Annotated in this window: 15 protein-coding genes; 8 read left to right on the top strand and 7 right to left on the bottom strand. The window is 66.0% G+C overall.

What is annotated here, in order from left to right:
• Nucleotides 1-123: 123 nt before the first annotated feature.
• Nucleotides 124-1,677: an alkaline phosphatase family protein gene (locus ACFQEV_RS10975; protein ID WP_379695793.1), complete on the bottom strand. Its 1,554-nt coding sequence runs from the start codon at nucleotides 1,675-1,677 to the stop codon at nucleotides 124-126.
• Between the two features lie 24 nt (nucleotides 1,678-1,701).
• Nucleotides 1,702-2,736: a glycosyltransferase family 4 protein gene (locus ACFQEV_RS10970; protein ID WP_379695791.1), complete on the bottom strand. Its 1,035-nt coding sequence runs from the start codon at nucleotides 2,734-2,736 to the stop codon at nucleotides 1,702-1,704.
• 123 nt (nucleotides 2,737-2,859) lie between these two features.
• On the opposite strand from ACFQEV_RS10970, the gene ACFQEV_RS10965 reads away from it, so the two are divergent.
• From ACFQEV_RS10965 to ACFQEV_RS10950, 4 genes are all read left to right on the top strand, one after another.
• Complete coding sequence (locus tag ACFQEV_RS10965) at nucleotides 2,860-4,320, top strand: sulfatase (RefSeq protein ID WP_379695789.1); 1,461 nt, start codon at nucleotides 2,860-2,862, stop codon at nucleotides 4,318-4,320.
• 45 nt (nucleotides 4,321-4,365) lie between these two features.
• Nucleotides 4,366-5,985, top strand: a complete 1,620-nt coding sequence (locus tag ACFQEV_RS10960) for an alkaline phosphatase family protein (RefSeq protein WP_379695787.1) — start codon at nucleotides 4,366-4,368, stop codon at nucleotides 5,983-5,985.
• Nucleotides 5,986-6,092: 107 nt separating this feature from the next.
• Nucleotides 6,093-6,851 carry an FkbM family methyltransferase gene (locus ACFQEV_RS10955; protein ID WP_379695785.1) on the top strand — a complete coding sequence of 253 codons (759 nt, stop codon included), beginning with the start codon at nucleotides 6,093-6,095 and terminating at the stop codon, nucleotides 6,849-6,851.
• A gap of 8 nt (nucleotides 6,852-6,859) precedes the next feature.
• Nucleotides 6,860-8,332 carry a lipopolysaccharide biosynthesis protein gene (locus ACFQEV_RS10950; protein ID WP_379695783.1) on the top strand — a complete coding sequence of 491 codons (1,473 nt, stop codon included), beginning with the start codon at nucleotides 6,860-6,862 and terminating at the stop codon, nucleotides 8,330-8,332.
• A 42-nt stretch (nucleotides 8,333-8,374) separates the two neighbouring features.
• Here ACFQEV_RS10950 and ACFQEV_RS10945 read toward each other — a convergent pair whose 3' ends face one another.
• Complete coding sequence (locus ACFQEV_RS10945) at nucleotides 8,375-9,484, bottom strand: glycosyltransferase family 4 protein (RefSeq protein WP_379695781.1); 1,110 nt, start codon at nucleotides 9,482-9,484, stop codon at nucleotides 8,375-8,377.
• Nucleotides 9,485-9,493: 9 nt separating this feature from the next.
• Entirely contained in the window at nucleotides 9,494-9,688 is a 195-nt protein-coding gene (locus ACFQEV_RS10940; protein WP_379695779.1) for a hypothetical protein, read from the bottom strand.
• A 224-nt stretch (nucleotides 9,689-9,912) separates the two neighbouring features.
• Between ACFQEV_RS10940 and ACFQEV_RS10935 the strand changes: the two genes are divergently transcribed.
• A complete protein-coding gene (locus ACFQEV_RS10935; protein ID WP_379695777.1) occupies nucleotides 9,913-13,095 on the top strand; it encodes an oligosaccharyl transferase, archaeosortase A system-associated in 3,183 nt (1,060 codons plus the stop codon).
• Between the two features lie 199 nt (nucleotides 13,096-13,294).
• On the opposite strand, the gene aglM is transcribed toward ACFQEV_RS10935, so the two are convergent.
• Nucleotides 13,295-14,587 (bottom strand): UDP-glucose 6-dehydrogenase AglM, encoded by a 1,293-nt coding sequence (gene aglM, locus ACFQEV_RS10930; protein WP_379695775.1) that lies wholly within the window; start codon nucleotides 14,585-14,587, stop codon nucleotides 13,295-13,297.
• A gap of 138 nt (nucleotides 14,588-14,725) precedes the next feature.
• Between aglM and ACFQEV_RS10925 the strand changes: the two genes are divergently transcribed.
• Nucleotides 14,726-15,760: a DUF368 domain-containing protein gene (locus tag ACFQEV_RS10925; protein ID WP_379695773.1), complete on the top strand. Its 1,035-nt coding sequence runs from the start codon at nucleotides 14,726-14,728 to the stop codon at nucleotides 15,758-15,760.
• 90 nt (nucleotides 15,761-15,850) lie between these two features.
• Here ACFQEV_RS10925 and ACFQEV_RS10920 read toward each other — a convergent pair whose 3' ends face one another.
• Nucleotides 15,851-16,411 carry a class I SAM-dependent methyltransferase gene (locus ACFQEV_RS10920; protein ID WP_379695771.1) on the bottom strand — a complete coding sequence of 187 codons (561 nt, stop codon included), beginning with the start codon at nucleotides 16,409-16,411 and terminating at the stop codon, nucleotides 15,851-15,853.
• Nucleotides 16,412-16,521: 110 nt separating this feature from the next.
• Here ACFQEV_RS10920 and ACFQEV_RS10915 point away from each other — a divergent pair, with 110 nt between their 5' ends.
• Complete coding sequence (locus ACFQEV_RS10915; protein ID WP_379695769.1) at nucleotides 16,522-16,728, top strand: HEWD family protein; 207 nt, start codon at nucleotides 16,522-16,524, stop codon at nucleotides 16,726-16,728.
• 54 nt (nucleotides 16,729-16,782) lie between these two features.
• Nucleotides 16,783-17,142 carry a divalent-cation tolerance protein CutA gene (gene cutA / locus ACFQEV_RS10910; RefSeq protein WP_379695767.1) on the top strand — a complete coding sequence of 120 codons (360 nt, stop codon included), beginning with the start codon at nucleotides 16,783-16,785 and terminating at the stop codon, nucleotides 17,140-17,142.
• 23 nt (nucleotides 17,143-17,165) lie between these two features.
• Here cutA and ACFQEV_RS10905 read toward each other — a convergent pair whose 3' ends face one another.
• Complete coding sequence (locus ACFQEV_RS10905; RefSeq protein WP_379695765.1) at nucleotides 17,166-17,846, bottom strand: phosphoglycolate phosphatase; 681 nt, start codon at nucleotides 17,844-17,846, stop codon at nucleotides 17,166-17,168.
• Nucleotides 17,847-17,858: the final 12 nt, after the last annotated feature.

The raw sequence follows: 17,858 nt of genomic DNA, 5'->3' as shown, positions 1-17,858 counted from the left end.
TCCCTACGTCCGTTACCGTACTCCGCAGAGGACCAGTGATCGTCTATGCACTGCCCCGTCTCAGCGCTCCGTCGGACCGCACAGCGCCTTTGGTAAGTGCATAGCAAGAAAGACCGGACTTGCCTACTCCACGTACCCGAGATCCTTCAGCGTCTCCTCGACGTCTCGCTGGTCCGCTCTACGGTCTCCCGTTCCGGTCGCCGTCGCGGGACCCACTTCGACGTCGCGCGCGGCGGCGTCGCCGGCGAGGACGTCGAACGCGACGTCCCCGTCGACGTCCTCCGGGACGGCGACGCCGAGGCGGTGGAGGATGGTCGGTGCGAGGTCGTACAGCGACAGTTCCGCCGCCTCGTCGCGTTCGGCGACGTCCTCCCCCCACGCGGCGAAAACGCCGGTGTGCCGGTGAGTGGCGAGCCACTCCAACCGCTCGCCGAACACCTCGCCGCCGAGCGATTCGGGCGCGTCGACGCCCGTGGTGTACTCGACGACGAGGTCGGGCGCGAGAGCCATCTCCCCGGTGTAGATGTCCCCGGGGTCGTGAACCGCCGCCGCGACGGGCGTCCCGTCGGGCGTCTCCAGCGACTCGAACGCCGTTGCGAGTTCCTCGACGTACGCCGCCTTCGACGAGTCCGAGTCGAACGCGCGGTCGTTGACGTACACGGGCCCCCGACCGAGCGAGATGGCCTTCGTCTGCTCCCAATCAACCGGCGCATCCTGTACCGACAGGCGTCCGCTTTCGTTCGGGACGCGCCGCTGAATCGACTCGGGGACGACGGCCTGCGCGAGGTTCACGAGGCCGAGCCTGTCGACCAATCGCTTGAGTCGCTCCTCGGTGAGCCCCAGCGACGAGAGGACGGTCCGCGAGGAGTCCTCGCCCACCACCAGATCGCCGCGGTTCGCCAACCACTGGTTGACGAGGAACGTCTCGTCTATCTCGACGAAGCCGTGATCGCTCATGAGGAAGACGGCCTCCGTCCCCTCGTCGTCGAGCAGTTCTCCCAGTCGGTCGTCGATGCGTTCGTACAACCGGCGGATGTGCCCCGGGCGGTCCCACAGGCGGTGCTGAACCGTGTCCGTGATGAAGACGGTGAGGTGGACGAGGTCGCGGTCGCGCTCCGCGGCGAACCACTCCGCCGCGTCGAAGCGCTGGTCGACGAGCGTTCGCGCCTCGGTTACCAGTTCGTCTGGCGACGCTTCACCGAGGACGAGGTTCGGCTTCACCCGGTAAGACGGAACGGCGTCGAGGAGGTCGGGTTTCAGCGACTCCGGAGAGGTGAACTCCCCCCGCTCGGACGCCGGACTCCCCGCGACGGTCAGGACGCCGTCGGCGGTCCGCGGCGGGTGCGTCGTCGGCATGTTGACGACCGCGGCGTCGCGGTCGGCGTCCGCGAGGACGTCCCAGTACTCGCGGGACCTGAAGTCCGAGGAGTCGTTTGTCGCTATCTCGCAGCGCTCCCGGTCGAACGAGAACCACTCGTAGACGCCGAGTTTCCCGGGCGTCTTCCCGGTGGAGTAGCACTTCCACGCGGGGAACGTGATGGGCGGGAGCGTACTCCGCAGGTCGCCGGTGACGCCCTCCGCGCAGAGACGCTCGAACGCCGGAAGCGCGCCCTCGTCCATCCAACGTCGGAGGAGCGACCAGTCGGCTCCGTCGAGGCCGACGACGTAGACGGTCATAGCGGTACCATCGAAGCAGCGTCGTTAAAGTTCTTCGAGTACGCCGCGGAACGCCTCGGCGAACGCCGCCTTCCGCGACTCCGCGTCGAACGTCGACCCTCGTTTCCGGGCGAGGTCGGAGAGGCGACGGCGCTCTTCCGACACTCGGTCGAAGTACGTCGAGACACCTCCCGCGAGCGACTCGGGGTCCGCTGAGACGACGAGCGAGGGGTCCACCTCGCGCGCTTCGGACCGCGTCCCCGTGGTGTCGGTGACGAGGGGCGGAAGCCCCGCACGCATCGCCTCTAAGACGCTCACCGGGAAGGTGTCCATCCGCGACGGCTGGACGTACAACGATGCGGGCACGAACGCGTCCGCGAGGTCCTCGACGTATCCGCGAACCCGAACGCCGGGCGTGTCGGCGTACGACTCAGGGTGGCCGCCGCCGACGACGTGGAGTTCCGCCTCGGGATGTCGCTCCCGGACGCGCGGCCACGCCTCGACGAGCAAGTCCACGCCCTTGTACTCGCTCGGCCGACCGACGGTCACCGCGACCTTCCCGTCGAGCGACGGCGCGACACCGCCGAGAGAGTCGTACACGTCGGGTTGGACGTACGGGTGCGCGACGGCCATCGGCGTGTCCGCGCCCACGATAGGACGGGTGAAGTCCGCGGCGAACTCGGAGACGGCGACCACGCCGTCGACGTATCGACGACCGACGGCGCTGACCGCCGGCCCGCCGAACCGTCCGACGAGCGACTTCAGTCCCGAACTCCCCTCGAAGTCGTCTCGGCCGAGGCTGTAGAGCCCGTGGTCCGCACAGAGGTAGACGAGCCGAGAGCCGCGAACGACGCGGTTGACGAGGGCGGCGTAGAGCGGTCGAGAACCCTCTACGAGGTAGACGTCGTACGGTGGCGCGCGGAGTCCGTTCACGACGTCGGCCGGCAGGCCGTCGCCGAGGGCGTCGGGAGAGAAGCCCCGAAAGTCCACCAGGTCGGCGCCGATGGCCTCCGCGAACCCTCGGTGGGCGGGGTGCGGATCCTGATACAGCATGGCGACGCGAGCAGAGTCGGGGTTCATCTTTCGAACAGGTGCCCGGTCATCCCAGAAAAGTGAAGCGGAGATAGCGCAACGCCTGCAGTCGTCCGCCACCGGGTGCGAACGGCGTCTACGATTTATCCGATTCGGTCGAATACACGGGGTATGACCCCTCGTCCGAACGTCGTTCTCCTCGTATTCGACACGCTTCGGGCCGACGCCCTCTCGTGCTACGACGACGACGCGGTGGAGACGCCGAACCTCGACCGGATCGCCGAGTCCGGAACCCGCTTCGAGAGCGCGTTCTCCGCGGGGGCGTGGACGCCGCCCGCCCACGGAACGCTCTTCTCCGGGTTGTGGCCCTCGAACTCGGGGTTTCAAGGGAACATGCCGACGATGGACGATGATGTCCCGCTTCTGGCGGACCGCCTCCGCGACGCCGGGTACGACACCTACGGCGTGTCGGGGCCCTCGAAGATGGCGTCGCCGACGAACCTCGACCGCGGATTCGATTGGTACTACGAACCGTGGGATCACGTCGCCGAGCGACCGTCCGTCGAGTGGTTCGAACAACTGCTGACCGACGATTCCGTCCGACGTGACACGTTCCGGCTATTCACGCGGGGAAACGACTACTATAACGAACTACGGATAGAGAAGTTCCTCGACGCACTCGGGGGCGCGGAGTCGCCGTTCTTCGGCATGATGAATCTGACGACGGTGCACGCGCCGTACGACCCGCCGCGGCCGTACAAGACGGACCGAACGCCGTCGCTGTCCCGACCGCCGCTTCATGTGTTCGAGGAGTTGCTCACGCCCGGTCGAATCGAGGACGACTCGGTCAGGGACGAGCGGGTGTTCGCGGTCGCTGACGGAAAACGCTCGAACAACATCCGCTTTCGATACTACGACGACGATTCGTACGTCTCCGACGAGGAACTCGCTATCGTCAGAGAGTGGTACCGCGCGAGCGTCGAGTACCTCGACGACCAGGTGGGTCGCATCCTCGGGTGGTTCGACGAACGTAACTTGACCGACGACACCGTGTTCGTCCTCACCTCCGACCACGGAGAGTACTTTGGCGAACACGGCCTGCTCTACCACAGTGTCGGTCTCTACGACGAAGTCCTCCGCGTTCCGCTCATCTTCGCCGGGCCGGGCGTTCCGACCGGGAGCCGACGGGAGGACCTGGCGTCGCTCGCAGACGTGTTCGCGACGGTCTGTGCGCTCTCGGACGTGGAGGCACCCGAGACAGACGGCATCGACCTCTTCGGACCGGAGCGACGCGACCACGTCGTCGCCGAGCGAGCGTACACCGAACACGGCAACCCCGAAGCCGAGTCAGAAGTGTCCGAGGAAACGCTCGCGTGGATGCGGGTCGGACGAAAGAGCATCCGAACCGAGGATTACCGCCTCGAACTCCGGTCCGACGGATCCTCGTCTCTCTACCGCCTGCCGTCCCAAGAGGAGGTGGTGGATCCCGATCCCGACGTGGTGTCCGACCTCCGCGACCGACTGACGGCGGAGGTCGACGACGAGTTCAACCGCGGTGACGGCGACGGCGACGAACGCGAGTACAGCGACGCCGTGCAGCGAAATCTTCGTGACCTCGGCTACCTCGGGTGACACAGGACGGGAGGATTTTTAGTCGGTATCGTCGTTTGCCCGAACATGCGTACGTTACTCGTCGGTCTCGACGCCGCCTGCGGCCCTATCCTCGACCCCCTGTTGGAGGAGGGCGCTCTGCCGAACTTAGAAGAGGTATTCGAAGACGGAGCGACCGGCCCCCTGCGCTCGCAGATTCCGCCGTGGACGGCGAGCGCGTGGCCGTCTCTCTACACCGGGAAGAACCCCGGCAAACACGGCGTCTTCGACTTCCTCGCGTTCGACGGCTACGACTGGGACGTCGTCAACGGGTCCGACGTGAAGGCGCGGACGATGTGGGACTACCTCGACGAGAACGGTCTGTCGAGCGTCGTCGTCAACGCCCCGGTCACCCACCCGCCGCGCGACATCGACGGGGCGGTGATTCCGGGCTATCTCGCACCCGACGAACCCGACTGTCATCCCGAGGGCATCCTCGACGACGTTCGCGACGCCGTCGGCGAGTACCGCGTCTACGCCGAACGAGAGACCGACGACCGGGTGGACGACGAGGCGAAGTTCGACGAGTACCTCGCGCTCACCCACCTTCGCGGCGAGGCGTTCCGCTACCTCGCGGACCGCTTCGACCCCGACTTCGGCTTCGTCCAGTTTCAGAAGACAGACGCCGTCTTCCACGACTTCCCCGGCGACTCGGAGAAGGTTCGAGCGGTGTACGAGGCGGTAGACGAGGAACTCGGCGAGACGCTGTCGGCGTGCGACCCCGACGTGGTCGTCGTCGCCTCGGACCACGGAATCGGTGAGTACGACGGGTACGAGGTTCAGGTCAACGAGTTCTTGCGTCGGGAGGGACTGCTGGACACGGCCACCGACGGCCGGGGCGTGCCGTCATGGTTCCAAGTCAAAGACGAGCAACTCGTTGGAGGCGACGCCGACGCCGACACCGACGCCGACGACGGACCGACCGCGGTCGAACGACTCGCCGCGTTCGCCGCGAAGGGCGGACTGACCTACCAGCGCGGAAAGGCGGTGCTCGAACGTCTCGGCTTGGCGGAGTTCGTCGGGAAGCACGTCCCCATTGGGGCCGTCTTCGCCGCCAGCGAGAGCGTCTCCTTCGAGTCCTCCCGGGCGTACCTCCGTTCGGGGTCGGAACTCGGCGTCAGGCTCAACGTCGAGGGTCGCGATCCGTCGGGCGTCGTCCCCGCGTCCAAGTACGAGTCCGCCCGCGACGACGTGATTTCGGTCCTCGAATCGCTGACCGACCCCGAGGGACGCCCCGTGTTCGACGAGGTGGTTCCGCGCGAGACGCACATCTACGGCCCCTACGCGGACGAGGCGGTCGACGTGCTCTGCGTCCCGCGGGACTTCGAGAACTCGCTGTCGGTGCACGTCGGTGACACCTTCGATTCGCCCGAACCGTGGAACCACAAACCCGACGGCGTCGTGGCCGTGGCGGGTGAAGATGTCGACGCCGACGCCGACCTCTCGGGAGCGCACCTGTTCGATATCGCGCCGACCGTCCTCTCGACGTTCGGCGTCGCGCCCGACGAAGAGATGGACGGCGAGACGCTCGCCGTGGTGGACGCCGTCGAGCCGATATCTTACCCCGAGTTCGAGGTGGCGGACCGAGTGCAGACGGACGATGGAGAGGTCGAAGAGCGACTGGCCGACCTGGGGTACTTGGAGTGAACGCGAAGGCGACCGTCCGTGTCTGCGTCGCCCTGTCCGTACGTTCGGTCTACTGGACAGAGTGAAACCCGTGGTTTTCAAATAGCCAGCACTAAGAGAGGTGAGCAATGGCGACCCTCTCTACTGTGTTCGGTCTCGACATCAATCTACGCTGGTGGTACCTTCGGGCGCTGTACGAACTGAGCTCGGACGTTCAGTCTCGAACCGTCAGTGGCGTCACAGCCGAGTTCGTTCCCTCGACGTTCCACGAGTACCGACGCGTCCGGACGCTGACTGATGAGGAAGACGTGATTTCGGACATCGTCTCCGAACTCCGGCCGGGCGACGTGTTCTACGACATCGGCGCGAACATCGGGACCCACAGTTGTTTCGCCGGGCAAGTCGCGGCGACGGTCCACGCCTTCGAGCCGCATCCCGAGACCGCGCGCCGACTCAGGGCGAACCTCAGCCAAAACGGAGGGGAGTTCACCGTCCACGAGGTGGCCCTCTCCGACTCGGAGGGCACGGCGGAGTTGGGCCTCCCCGTTGGAGACAACGACGAGGTCGGCGTCGGAACGTTCACGATCACCGATTCGTCCTCGACGGCCAGGACGTGGGACGTATCGCTCGTCGTCGGGGACAAATACGTCGACTCAGCCGACATCGACGAACCGGACGTCGTGAAGATCGACGTCGAAGGAGCCGAGTTAGGGGTCATCGACGGTCTCCGAGACACGCTCGCCGAGGCGCGCGTTATCTACTGTGAAGTCCACCTAGACACGGTGACGATCGACGACGTGACGCGCCGTTTCAACGAGTTCGGCCTGAGCACCTCGGAGATATTCCGACGCGAGGGAACAGTCTTCCTAAAGGCGGCTCGTCCGTAGCACCGAGAATGTCCGAGAATCGATCTCCCGACGAAGGCGGAGAGAAGTCAGAGATAGACGATACGAGCCTCAGCCTCGAAGTCGCAAAGGGGTTTTCAGGCAAGTTGATACAGGCGGTTCTCGGCTTCGCGGGGACTATCCTGTTCGCGCGCGTTCTCGGGCCGGCATCGTTCGGGGGGTTCTACCTCCTGCATACGGTAGTACAGATGTCGCTCCGTCCGGTGATGGGCGTCGCGAACGCCTCGATGAAGCGGTTCTCGGAGTCCGGGACGGACCGCCGGGAGATAGTCGGTACCCAACTGCTGTTCAACGTGGTGCTCGTCGGTCTCCTTGTACCGGTGGCGTTCCTCCTCAAGGGCCGCTTTGACGCCTACACCGGCATCGAGGGGTCGGCTCCGCTCTACGCCGTCCTCCTCGTCGCCCTCGTCTTCTTCGCGTCGTTCCAGCAACTCCTCCCGGCGCGCGGGCGTATCGGGGTGGAGGTGTGGAACGACACGCTCAGGTCCGTCTTCACGACGGGGTTGCAGGTACTCTTCGTCTTCGTCGGGTTCGGCGCCGCCGGGATGGTGTACGGCCTCTCTGCCGCGACGTACCTGACGATACCGATCACCCACTACTACCTTCGGACGATCCCGAAGGCTCCGTCGCGTGAGACGCTCGCCTCGGTGTGGCGATTCGCCCGTTACAGCGTCTTCAATCGAATCGTCGGCCACGCGTACGACCGGTTGGACATCCTTCTCATCGGGTTCCTCGTGACACCCGCGGCGGTGGGGTACTACGAGGTGGCGCTGAAGTTCACGGTTCCCGCGATGTTCGTCTCTGGTCTCGCCGGTACGGGGTTGATGAACAAAGTGAGTAGTTCGTCGAGCAGAGGCGAGTCCTCCACGATGGACATCACCAACACGATGTCGTACGCGAGTATCATCTCAATACCGTTGTTCTTCGGCGCACTCGCCATCGCGCGCCCCCTCATCGTCACCGTGTACGGCTCAGAGTACGTCGAGGCGGCGACACTCCTCGTCGGCCTCACGCTGTTCTCCGTCTTCCGGTCGCAGTCGAACCCGATGGAGAGCGTCGTCAACGGACTTGATCTCCCGAACCTCATCGTCAAGGTGTCGGCGTTCACGTTGGGCCTCAACGTCGTTATCGGCGTACCACTCATCCTCGAGTTCGGCGCGCTGGGAGCCGTCCTCGCGACCATCGTCGCGGAGTCCATCCGATACCTCCTGTTCTTCCGCCTCGTCCGTCGGGAGACGGGAGCGGAACTCCTGCCCCGGCCGCTGAAAGAACAGTTGCTCGCCGGTGCGCTGATGTTCGCGGTGGTGAAGGCAGCCTTCGAGTTCGCCATCGCGGTGAAATCGTGGGTTCACCTCGGAGTGCTCCTCGCCATCGGGGGAGCCGTATACTTCGGGGTGTTGGTCGTCGCCAGTCACTCCTTCCGCGTGACGCTCAGGGCGGTGTACCAGAACGCCACCGAGTGACGGGCGTGACGAGAACGGACGGAGTATCGGAGTATCGGAGGACTATCGGTTATCTCGAACCGCCTCTCGACAGATATCCACCGTGCGGTCCGCGATAGCCTGCCACGACCGGTTTTCGCGGACGTACGCCGCGCCCGCCTCGTTGGTCTCCACGGTGTCAAGTACGGCGTCTACCTTCGACGCGATATCGGCGGCGTCGCCGTGGGGGAACACGTGGACCCCCGGATAGTCGGTGAAGTACTGGAGGCCCTCGTCGTTGACCACGACAACCGTTCGGCCGCACGCGAGGTACTCGTAAATTTTCAGCGGCGACGACGGTCTAATCCTCTCGAACGGACCGAAACACAGGTCTGCGTCGTTCATGTACTCGGGGACGTCCTCGTGGGGAACGCGCCCGAAGAACTCCACCTTGTCTTCGAGTTCGAGATCCGTCACGATGGCTTCGAGTCGGCTCACCTCGGACTCGCTTCCTCCGACGACGTTGAACTGAACGGGTGTGTCGAGGGCCGCGACGACATCGAACATGAACTCGACGTTCTGCTGCGGTTGGAGACCGCCGACGTACCCGATCGTGTACGGCGGTTCGGTGGAGACGGGCCGCCGAACGGAGAAGAGATCGACGTCGACACCGTTCTCAACGACCGTTACGTCGGTCACTCCTCGCTCGGAGAGTTGTTCCGCGATGTCAGCGGAGACGGCGATGACGCGGTCGGCCGTCCGCCACTTCATCTCTCGGAGGAGTCTGTGTCGGTAGGACTCGAACACAGAGTCGTGATCCTCTAGCTCTTCCACGTGGCCGCTGTTCGCCTCGACGACGAGGGCTGCGTCGGTGAACCGTGCGGCAATCGTCGGGGCGAGGTCTGGCGCTTCGCGGCAGTAGATGACCGTCGGTTCCGGCGACGAACGAACCTCCGTGACGAGAGTTCGCGCTAGTTCGAGTTCCTTCTTCAGTTTCACTGCGAAGGACCCAGAAGCGTCGACCGACCGAACGTCGAGATTTGCGAACTCTCCTGCTGGGTTCCCGAAGTAGAACGTGCTTCGTACGTCGGTTCGCTCGCCTATCTCCTGAGTGAGTTTGAAGACGTGTGTCCGGCGGCCGTACTGTGACTCGGACGCGAAGTCCGAACCCGGAAAGTATCCAATGAAATGCATTCGTGTAAGTTAGTTGTCCGTGAGCGATTGTTCCGTCTGTGTGCCATCTTCGGGGTGGCCGACGCCGACTCGCCGTTCGCCGCGTTCGTCGAAACAGCACACGAGAAGCGACTCCGAGGCCACCTCGACGGAGCCGTTCGTGTTACCGTCGGGGAGCGGTGAGAGCCGTGCTCCCCGACTCAACTCGCGGATGACGCCCGTCATGATCGTTGGCTGGCCAGCCGATTCCCGGTGACTCGGGTTAAATCCATTGATGACGGATTTGACACGTGTTCCGATTCGCCGCGGTTCTCAGCGACGGTGGAAGTCACCCTCCGGTCGGCAGAGGGCGGCACCTAGCGTCGTATCGAGGGACGTTCACCGCCGGGAGAGAAATCCGCCTGACTGCATCATAAGGCTTATACACGGTTTGGCACTCCCTCCAAGCGATGAGCGTAGACAACGAGCGTCGCGAGGACTACGAATCACCGTCGGTCCTCGAACGCTTCGCAGACTGGTACCACGTCCCCGCCCTCCTCGTGGTGATGGCCGTGATGCTGGCCATCCGACTCCAGTCGTACGGTAGATTCATACGAAACGGAGAGGTGTTCTTCTCCGGAAACGACGCATGGTATCACCTCCGAGAGGTGAGCTACACTGTCAGGAACTGGCCGTTCACGATGCCGTTCGACCCGTGGACGAACTTCCCCTACGGGACGAGTGTCGGGCAGTTCGGGACGCTGTACGACCAGATTATCGCGACGGCCGCCCTGATAATCGGACTCGGAAGTCCGAGTGAGGCGCTCGTCGGGAAGACGCTTCTCGTCGCACCGGCCGTTTTCGGTGCGCTCACGGCGATTCCGGCGTATCTCATCGGGAAACGCCTCGCCGGTCGCGGACCGGCGCTGTTCGGCGCTCTCCTCCTCGGCCTGATGCCGGGGACGTTCCTCCAGCGCACCCTCGTCGGGTTCGCGGACCACAACGCCGCCGAGCCGTTCTTCATGTCCATGGCCGTCGCCGCGTTGATGGTCGCCTTGGGCGTCGCCGAGCGCGAGATGCCCGTCTGGGAACTCGTCACCGACCGCGACGTCGACGCCCTCCGGTCGCCCCTCCTGTGGTCGGTTCTCGCGGGCGTCGCGATTGCGCTGTACATGTGGGTCTGGCCGCCGGGGGTCCTCCTCGTCGCCATCGTGGGCACGTTCGTCGTCCTGAAGATGTCGAGCGACGTCGTCAACGGTCGTTCTCCCGAGGCGACGGCGTTCGTCGCCGCCACGTCGATGATAGTCACGGGCGTTCTGATGCTCGTCCAGATAGACGAGTTCGGGTTCTCGTCCACCCACTTCTCTCTCGTTCAGCCCGGACTCTCGTTCGCCGTCGCTGCGGGAACGGTCTTCCTCGCGTGGCTCGCCCGCGAGTGGGAGGCGCGCGACGTAGACACCGTGGCGTACCCCGCGGCCGTCTTCGGACTCGTCGTCGTCGGCCTCGGACTCGTCTTCCTCGTTCTGCCGAGCGTCGGCAATCTCATCTCCTCGAACTTCTTCCGCATCCTCGGGTTTAGCGCGAACGCCGCGACTCGGACCATCGGTGAGGCCCAACCGTACCTCTCACAGAGCACGCTCAATCAGCTCCAGATGACGGCCGTCAACCGGATCGTCTCCGACTACGGCTTCACGTTCTTCACCGCCGTCGCGGCAGTCGTGTGGATGCTCGCGAAGCCGCTTCTGAAAGGTGGAGAGACCCGCGACATCGGCTACGTCGTCGGCAGCCTCGCCGTCGTCGGTCTCCTCTTTCTCGTGCCGTCGATTCCGGCCGGAATCGGGGAACTCGTCGGTCTCGACGGCCAACTCGTCTCGCTCGGAATCGTCAGCGCCATCATCGTCGGCGCCGCACTCCTCACCTACCGCGACCCCGAACGGCTGTTCGTCGTCGTCTGGGGGGCGTTCATCACCTCGGCCGCGTTCACGCAGGTTCGCTTCAACTACTACCTCGCCGTCGTCGTGGTAGTGCTGAACGCGTACTTCCTCGTGGAGGTGCTCCGGTTGCTGAACGTCAGGACGGCGGCCACGAAGGTCTCCGACCTCGAAACGTACCAGATGGCGGCCATCGGTGCGGTCCTCATCCTCGTCGCCGCGCCGGTTCTCGTCGTCCCCCTCAACGTTCGGAACACCGGCAACGCCGCCGCCGACAAGACGAACACGGCGTGGCAGACCGCCGAGTTCGCCGGTCCGGGCGACGTCATGCAGTGGGAAGGAAGCCTCGAGTGGATGAGCCGACAGACGCCCTCTGAGGGCACGTTCGGCGGCGCGTCGAACGATATGGAGTACTACGGGAAGTACGAGAGAACGGACGACTACCAGTACGGCGAAGGCTCCTACGGCGTGATGTCGTGGTGGGACTACGGCCACTGGATAACCGTCGAGGGCGAGCGCATCCCGAACGCCAACCCGTTCCAGCAGGGGGCCAACACGGCCGCGAACTTCCTGCTCGCGCCCAACGAGACGCAGGCGCAGGACGTCCTCGCCTCGCAGAGCACCGAGGGTAACCAGACCCGGTACGTGATGATCGACTGGAAGATGGCGACCCCCGGCTCGAAGTTCGGCGCACCGACGGTGTTCTACGACGCCGGTAACATCTCGCAGAGCCAGTTCTACGAGCCGATATACCGGTTCAACCAGGAGGGACAGTACCAGGGTAACTACCTCGTCCGTCACCAGCGCTACTACGACAGCCTGATGACGCGACTCTACCTCTACCACGGGAGCGCCCAGGAGCCGAGTCCGGTCGTCACAGACTGGGAACCCCAGGCCGTCAGCACCAGTTCCGGCCAGACGACGGTGAAGGCGGTTCCGCAGGGCAACGAGACCACCGTCAAGACGTTCGACAACATGAGCGCCGCGCGGCAGTACGTCCAACAGGACGGCACGTCGCAGATAGGCGGTATCGGGTCGTTCCCCTCCGAGCGCGTTCCGGCGCTCCAGCACTACCGCCTCGTGAAGGTGTCGAACGCCTCCGCGACGCAGTCGGGCGATTACCTCCGACAGGCGTACAGCGACGGGCAGATGGCGGGCATCAACCCGCAGGCCACGTTCCCCAGTAACCCCGCGTGGGTGAAGTCCTTCGAACGCGTGCCCGGCGCGACGGTGCAGGGAAGCGGCGCGCCCGCGAACGCCACCGTCACCGCGAGCGTCGAGATGAAGGTGCCGACGACGAACTCCACGTTCACCTACACGCAGCAAGCGCAGGCCGACGAGAACGGCGAGTTCACCATGACGCTGCCGTACGCCACGACGGGCTACGACGAGTACGGCCCCCAGAACGGCTACACGAACGTCAGCGTCCGCGCGAACGGCCCGTACACCATCTCCGCGGGCGCGTCGCTCAACGAGAGCGGCTACGTCGTCAGCCAGCAGGCGAACCTCTCCGTCGAGGAGGGGCAGGTCAACGGCGCGGAGGACGGTAACCTCTCCGTCGAACTGCAGCGCAACGCGCAGAAACTTCAGGTCAACTCCGGCTCTTCGAGCGCCGGGTCGTCCGACTCCGGTTCCTCGGACGCCGGGTCGAGCAGCCAGTCGTCGCTCACGGCGTCCGACGCGGACGTGACGGCGGAGACGGCCGCGGCCCGCGCCGCGTAACCGCCGTTCGACTCCGACGCTCGGTTTCTTTCTCTCCGTCCGCTGTCGCTTTCGGCTTCGACGCGTCCAGTACCGACGCTTCCGGTATCGCTTCTCGTAGCGACTGCTGCGACTCCCGGACGTACCGGCGAGAAGGGGAGTAGAGTAGACGGCGAATAGAGGAGTAGCGTAGATGCGGCCGCGCGATCCGAGCGCGGAGTTAGACCAGCGACTCGTAGACGATGCCGTCGCGGCGGGAGACGATTCGGCGGCCGTCCACGACGACGGCGTCGGTCATCGCGTCGAACTCGTCGTCCAGGGCGGCGAACTCGTCCCAGTCGGTGACGACGAGTGCGGCGTCGGCCCCGGCCAACGCGTCCGCCGCGGAGTCGGCGTAGTCGATGTCCGGGAAGTGCTCGCGCATGTTCGCCGTCGCCACCGGGTCGTAGCCCACCACGTCCGCGCCCGAATCGAGGAGAGCGTCGATGAGGGGGATGGCGCGGGAGTTACGCACGTCGTCGGTGCCGGGTTTGAACGCCAGACCCAACACGGCGACGCGGGCGCCCGAGGGGTCCGCGTGGTCGCGGAGGATGTCGAGCATCCGGACGGGCTGTCTGTCGTTGACCTCGACCGCCGCTTCGAGCATCTTGGCCTCGTACCCCGCGTCCCGCGCCGCGGCGACGATGGCGGCGACGTCCTTCGGGAAGCAACTGCCCCCCCACCCGACGCCCGCACCGAGGAACGCCGACCCGATGCGGGAGTCCAGACCGACGGCGTCCAACACCTCCTCGGAGTCGATGTCGTACTCCTTGCAGATGTTCGCGAGGTCGTTCGCGAGCGATATCTTCGAGGCGAGGAAGGCGTTGTTGGCGTACTTTATCATCTCCGCCTCGCGGACGCCCGTTTCGACGACCGGCGGCGAGTCCGCCTGTTCGACGAGGGGGTCGAACACGTCCCGGAGGAGCGTCGCCGCGCGGTCCGTCTCGGACCCGAGGACGACCTTGTCGGGGTCGAGAAAGTCGGAGACGGCGCTCCCCTCGCGGAGGAACTCGGGGTTCATGCCGACGTCGAAGTCGCTCCCGAGTTCGAGGCCCGACTCCGCTTCGAGGATGGGCGCGATGACCTCCTCCGTCGTCGTCGGGACGACGGTGCTCTTGGTGACGACGAGGTGGTAGCCGTCCTTGTCGGCGAGCGTTCGGCCGACGGACCGCGCGCCCGCCTCCATGATGGAGAGGTCGATGTGGCCGTCGTCCTCGGAGGGGGTCGGAAGCGCGAGGAACGTCGCGTCCGTCTCTACGATGGCGTCGTAGTCGGTCGTCGCCCGCAGTCGGTCGCCCGCGTGTTTCTCGACGAGTTCGTCGAGGCCGGGTTCGTGGATGGGCGCCTCGCCGTCGTTCAGCGACGCCACGATGTCCTCGTCGATATCGACGTTCACGACGTCGTGACCCACCTCCGCGAAGCACGCGGCGATAGTCGTGCCGACGTACCCGCTACCGATGATGCTGATCTTCATTGGGCGAGTAGTCAGTCCCCGTCACTTTCAACGTTCTCCTCGCTCCCAGTCGGCGAAACGGCCGCATCGGAGCGCGTCCGAGTCCGAACGCGTGCGAGAAGCGAAACAACGGAGTAGCGGGGTGTCGAAGGGAGTCGCATGTCCCCCGACCCCGACGAGTCGCGCGCCGACCGCACCGCGTGGCTCGTGATCTACCTGAAGGGCCTCTGTATGGGCACCGCCGACGCCGTCCCCGGCGTCTCCGGCGGGACCATCGCCCTCCTGACCGGCATCTACGAACGACTCATCGACGCCGTGACGAACGTCTCCCCCGGCCGGATACTCGACGTGGTCGGCGGCGTCCTCCCCGGCCGCCGCGAACGCGCGGTCGAAGCCCTCCGCGCGGTTGACGCCGCGTTCCTCGTCGTCCTCGGCGCGGGCATAATGACGGCCGTCGTCACGGTGACCCGACTCGTCCACACGGGCATCACGGAGTTTCCTGTCCCGACGTTCGGGTTCTTCTTCGGTCTCATCGCCGCCTCGGCGTGGGTGCTCTTGAGCGAACTGTCGCTCGACACGCCCGGACGCGTCGGCGCCGCCGTCGCCGGGTTCGTCGTCGCGTTCGTCGTCTCCGGGAGCGCCGAAGCCGCCCTGGGGACGGGTCCCGTCGTGACGTTCGTCGCGGGAGCGATAGCCGTCAGCGCGATGATACTGCCGGGGCTCTCGGGGTCGTTGCTCCTCATTCTCCTCGGGCAGTACGAGTTCATGACCGGGGCGCTGAAGGCGTTCGTTGACGGCCTGTTGGCCGTCGTCCTCGGCGGGAGCGTCGTGCCCGTCGTCGAGAACGGCGCGATCGTCGTCGCGTTCGTCCTCGGCGCCTTCGTCGGTCTGTTCACCGTCGCGCACGCCGTCCGGTGGGCGCTCGAACACCACCGAAAGCCGACGCTCGCGTTCCTCGTCGCACTCATCGTCGGAGCGCTCAGAGCGCCCGTCGAGAGCACCGGGAGCCAACTCGCGGAGATGGGCCGGACGTGGACCGCCGAACTCGTCGGCGTGTTCGCCCTCACGGCCATCGTCGGCGCCGTCGCCGTCCTCGTCGTGGACCGCTACGCCGGACTGGGCGACGTCGAGGACGAACCGCCGCGCGGGGCGGACGAACGGGAAGAGACGGCCGCCTCCGGCGGCCTCGATTGACGACTACGCTCGCGGAACCGAGATGTTCCGCACGCCGTCGCCGCCGCAGTTCGCGCAGGCGACGGCGGGAGAGACGGGATCGCGGCCGGGTTACTCCGTTCGTCTCGCAACGCAGACGAACGTCTCGCGGCGCGAGGCGGCCTCCGTCACGACGAACCCCCCGTCCTCCAGCGTGGAGACGGCGTCTCCGAGTCCGAATCGCTCGTCGGTCGGCGGCCCCGCCTCGCCCGGCCCGGCCTTCGACCAATCGACGGTGACGAGGCGTCCGTCCGGGCGGAGGACGCGCCCGAGTTCGGTGACGGCGTCGTCGGATGCGAACTCGTGGTACACCATCGTCGAGAGGGCGGCGTCGAGTTCGCCGTCCGCGAAGGGGAGCGATTCGACGTCCGCCGTGACCAGTTCCACGTTCGGGGGGACGCCCTTCTCCCGGTAGAACTCGTGCATCGCCGCCTGCACGTCCACGGCGTACAGCGTTCCGACGGCGGGCGCGACGTCGTCCGTGTAGAAGCCGGTTCCGCTCCCGAGGTCGGCGACCGCCTCCCCCGGCGAGGGGGCCAAGAGCGCGAGGAGTTCCTCCCGCGAACAGTACCGGTACCGCCCCTCGTCGTCGAGCGACTCCGCGCGGGCGACGTCGAACGTGTGAAATCCCATGGTCGGACTACTCGGGCGGGACTCAAATACGCACCCCGCGGGTCGGTGGTCACCGCTGCCGCGGGAGTCAACGTTAATTAGTTGCACGCCCCCTCGTTGGAGTAGGAACGATGTCCGACGGGAAACTGCGCACGCCGACGAAACGGACCTGCGAGCGGTGCGGACGGGTCGAACGATGGGACCAGAGCGAGGAGACGTGGCGCGTCGTCAGAGAGGAGGGGACGCCGCGCGTCGGGAACCCCTACTGCATCCACGAGTGGGACATAAACGGCGCGTTCGCCCCCTTCGGAGACGACACCGACGCCGCCGAGGTCTGACGGGGCCGACGGACCGGTCGAAACGAGGAAACGCTCGGCGCGCCGAGAGGGAGTATGCCGACCGCATTCGTCACGGCACCCCCCGACGCCGCGCCGGAACTCGCGCGAACCCTCGTGGAGGAACGACTGGCCGCCTGCGTGAACCGCCTCGACTGCGAGTCCGTCTATCGCTGGGAGGGAGAGGTGTACGAGGAGTCCGAAGTCGTTCTCTTAGCGAAGACGACGGAGGACGGCTACACCGCGCTCCGCGATAGAATCGAGGAGTTACACCCCTACGACGTGCCGTGCGTCGAACGGTTCGACCGGGCGGACGCGCTTCCCGCCTACGCGTCGTGGGTCGAGGAGTCGACCGGACCGGAGACCGCGGACGGCGGCGAAGACGACGCGGACGGCGTAAACAGCGCGGACGACTGACGCCGCCCCGCCTCGCGCCGCGACTATCGCTCCCGGAGCGAATCGAGCACCGAGAGCGTCCCGTCCATGTACGACTCTTCGAGAACCTCGTCGGCGGCGGCTTTCGCCACGTCGTCGGCGTTGGCGACGGCGTAGGACCGTCCGGCGACTTCGAACGTCGAGGCGTCGTTCTCGCTGTCGCCGATTGCGACGAAGTCGGCGGGGTCGAGGTCCAGCGTCTCGCATATCGCCCGCAAGCCGTCTCCCTTCTCGATGCCGGGCGTCTTCACGTGGTAGGCGTAGCCCGTGTCCAACACGTCGAGGTCGTACTCTGCGGCCACCTCGCGCAACAGGTCTTCGTCCGCCGAGAGGTTCACCGCCACCTCCGTCTCGCGCCACTTGTTGACGGCGTCGAACTCCCCCCACCCGATGTCGCCGCCGCGGGCCTCGAACTCCTCGGCGGCGGCCTGCGCGGCGTCCCTGTCGGCGTTGTACGACACCTCGCCGGCGGCGAGGACGACGCCGCCGTTCTCCGCGACGACGGTCTGTTCGATGCCGATGTAGTGACAGAGGCTCACCGGGTAGGGGAACGCCTTCCCCGTCGCGAGGACGACCGGCGCGTCCCACGTCGGAAGCACGTCGAACACGCGCGGGTCGAGTCGTCCCGGGGCGTCCGTCAGCGTCCCGTCGATGTCCAACACGATGGGCGGAACCGCGGTTTCCATGGGGACGCATCG

Source organism: Halopelagius fulvigenes, from assembly GCF_042662625.1.
GTDB classification, from domain to species: domain Archaea; phylum Halobacteriota; class Halobacteria; order Halobacteriales; family Haloferacaceae; genus Halopelagius; species Halopelagius fulvigenes.
This window is presented reverse-complemented; position numbering and strand designations above follow the sequence as displayed.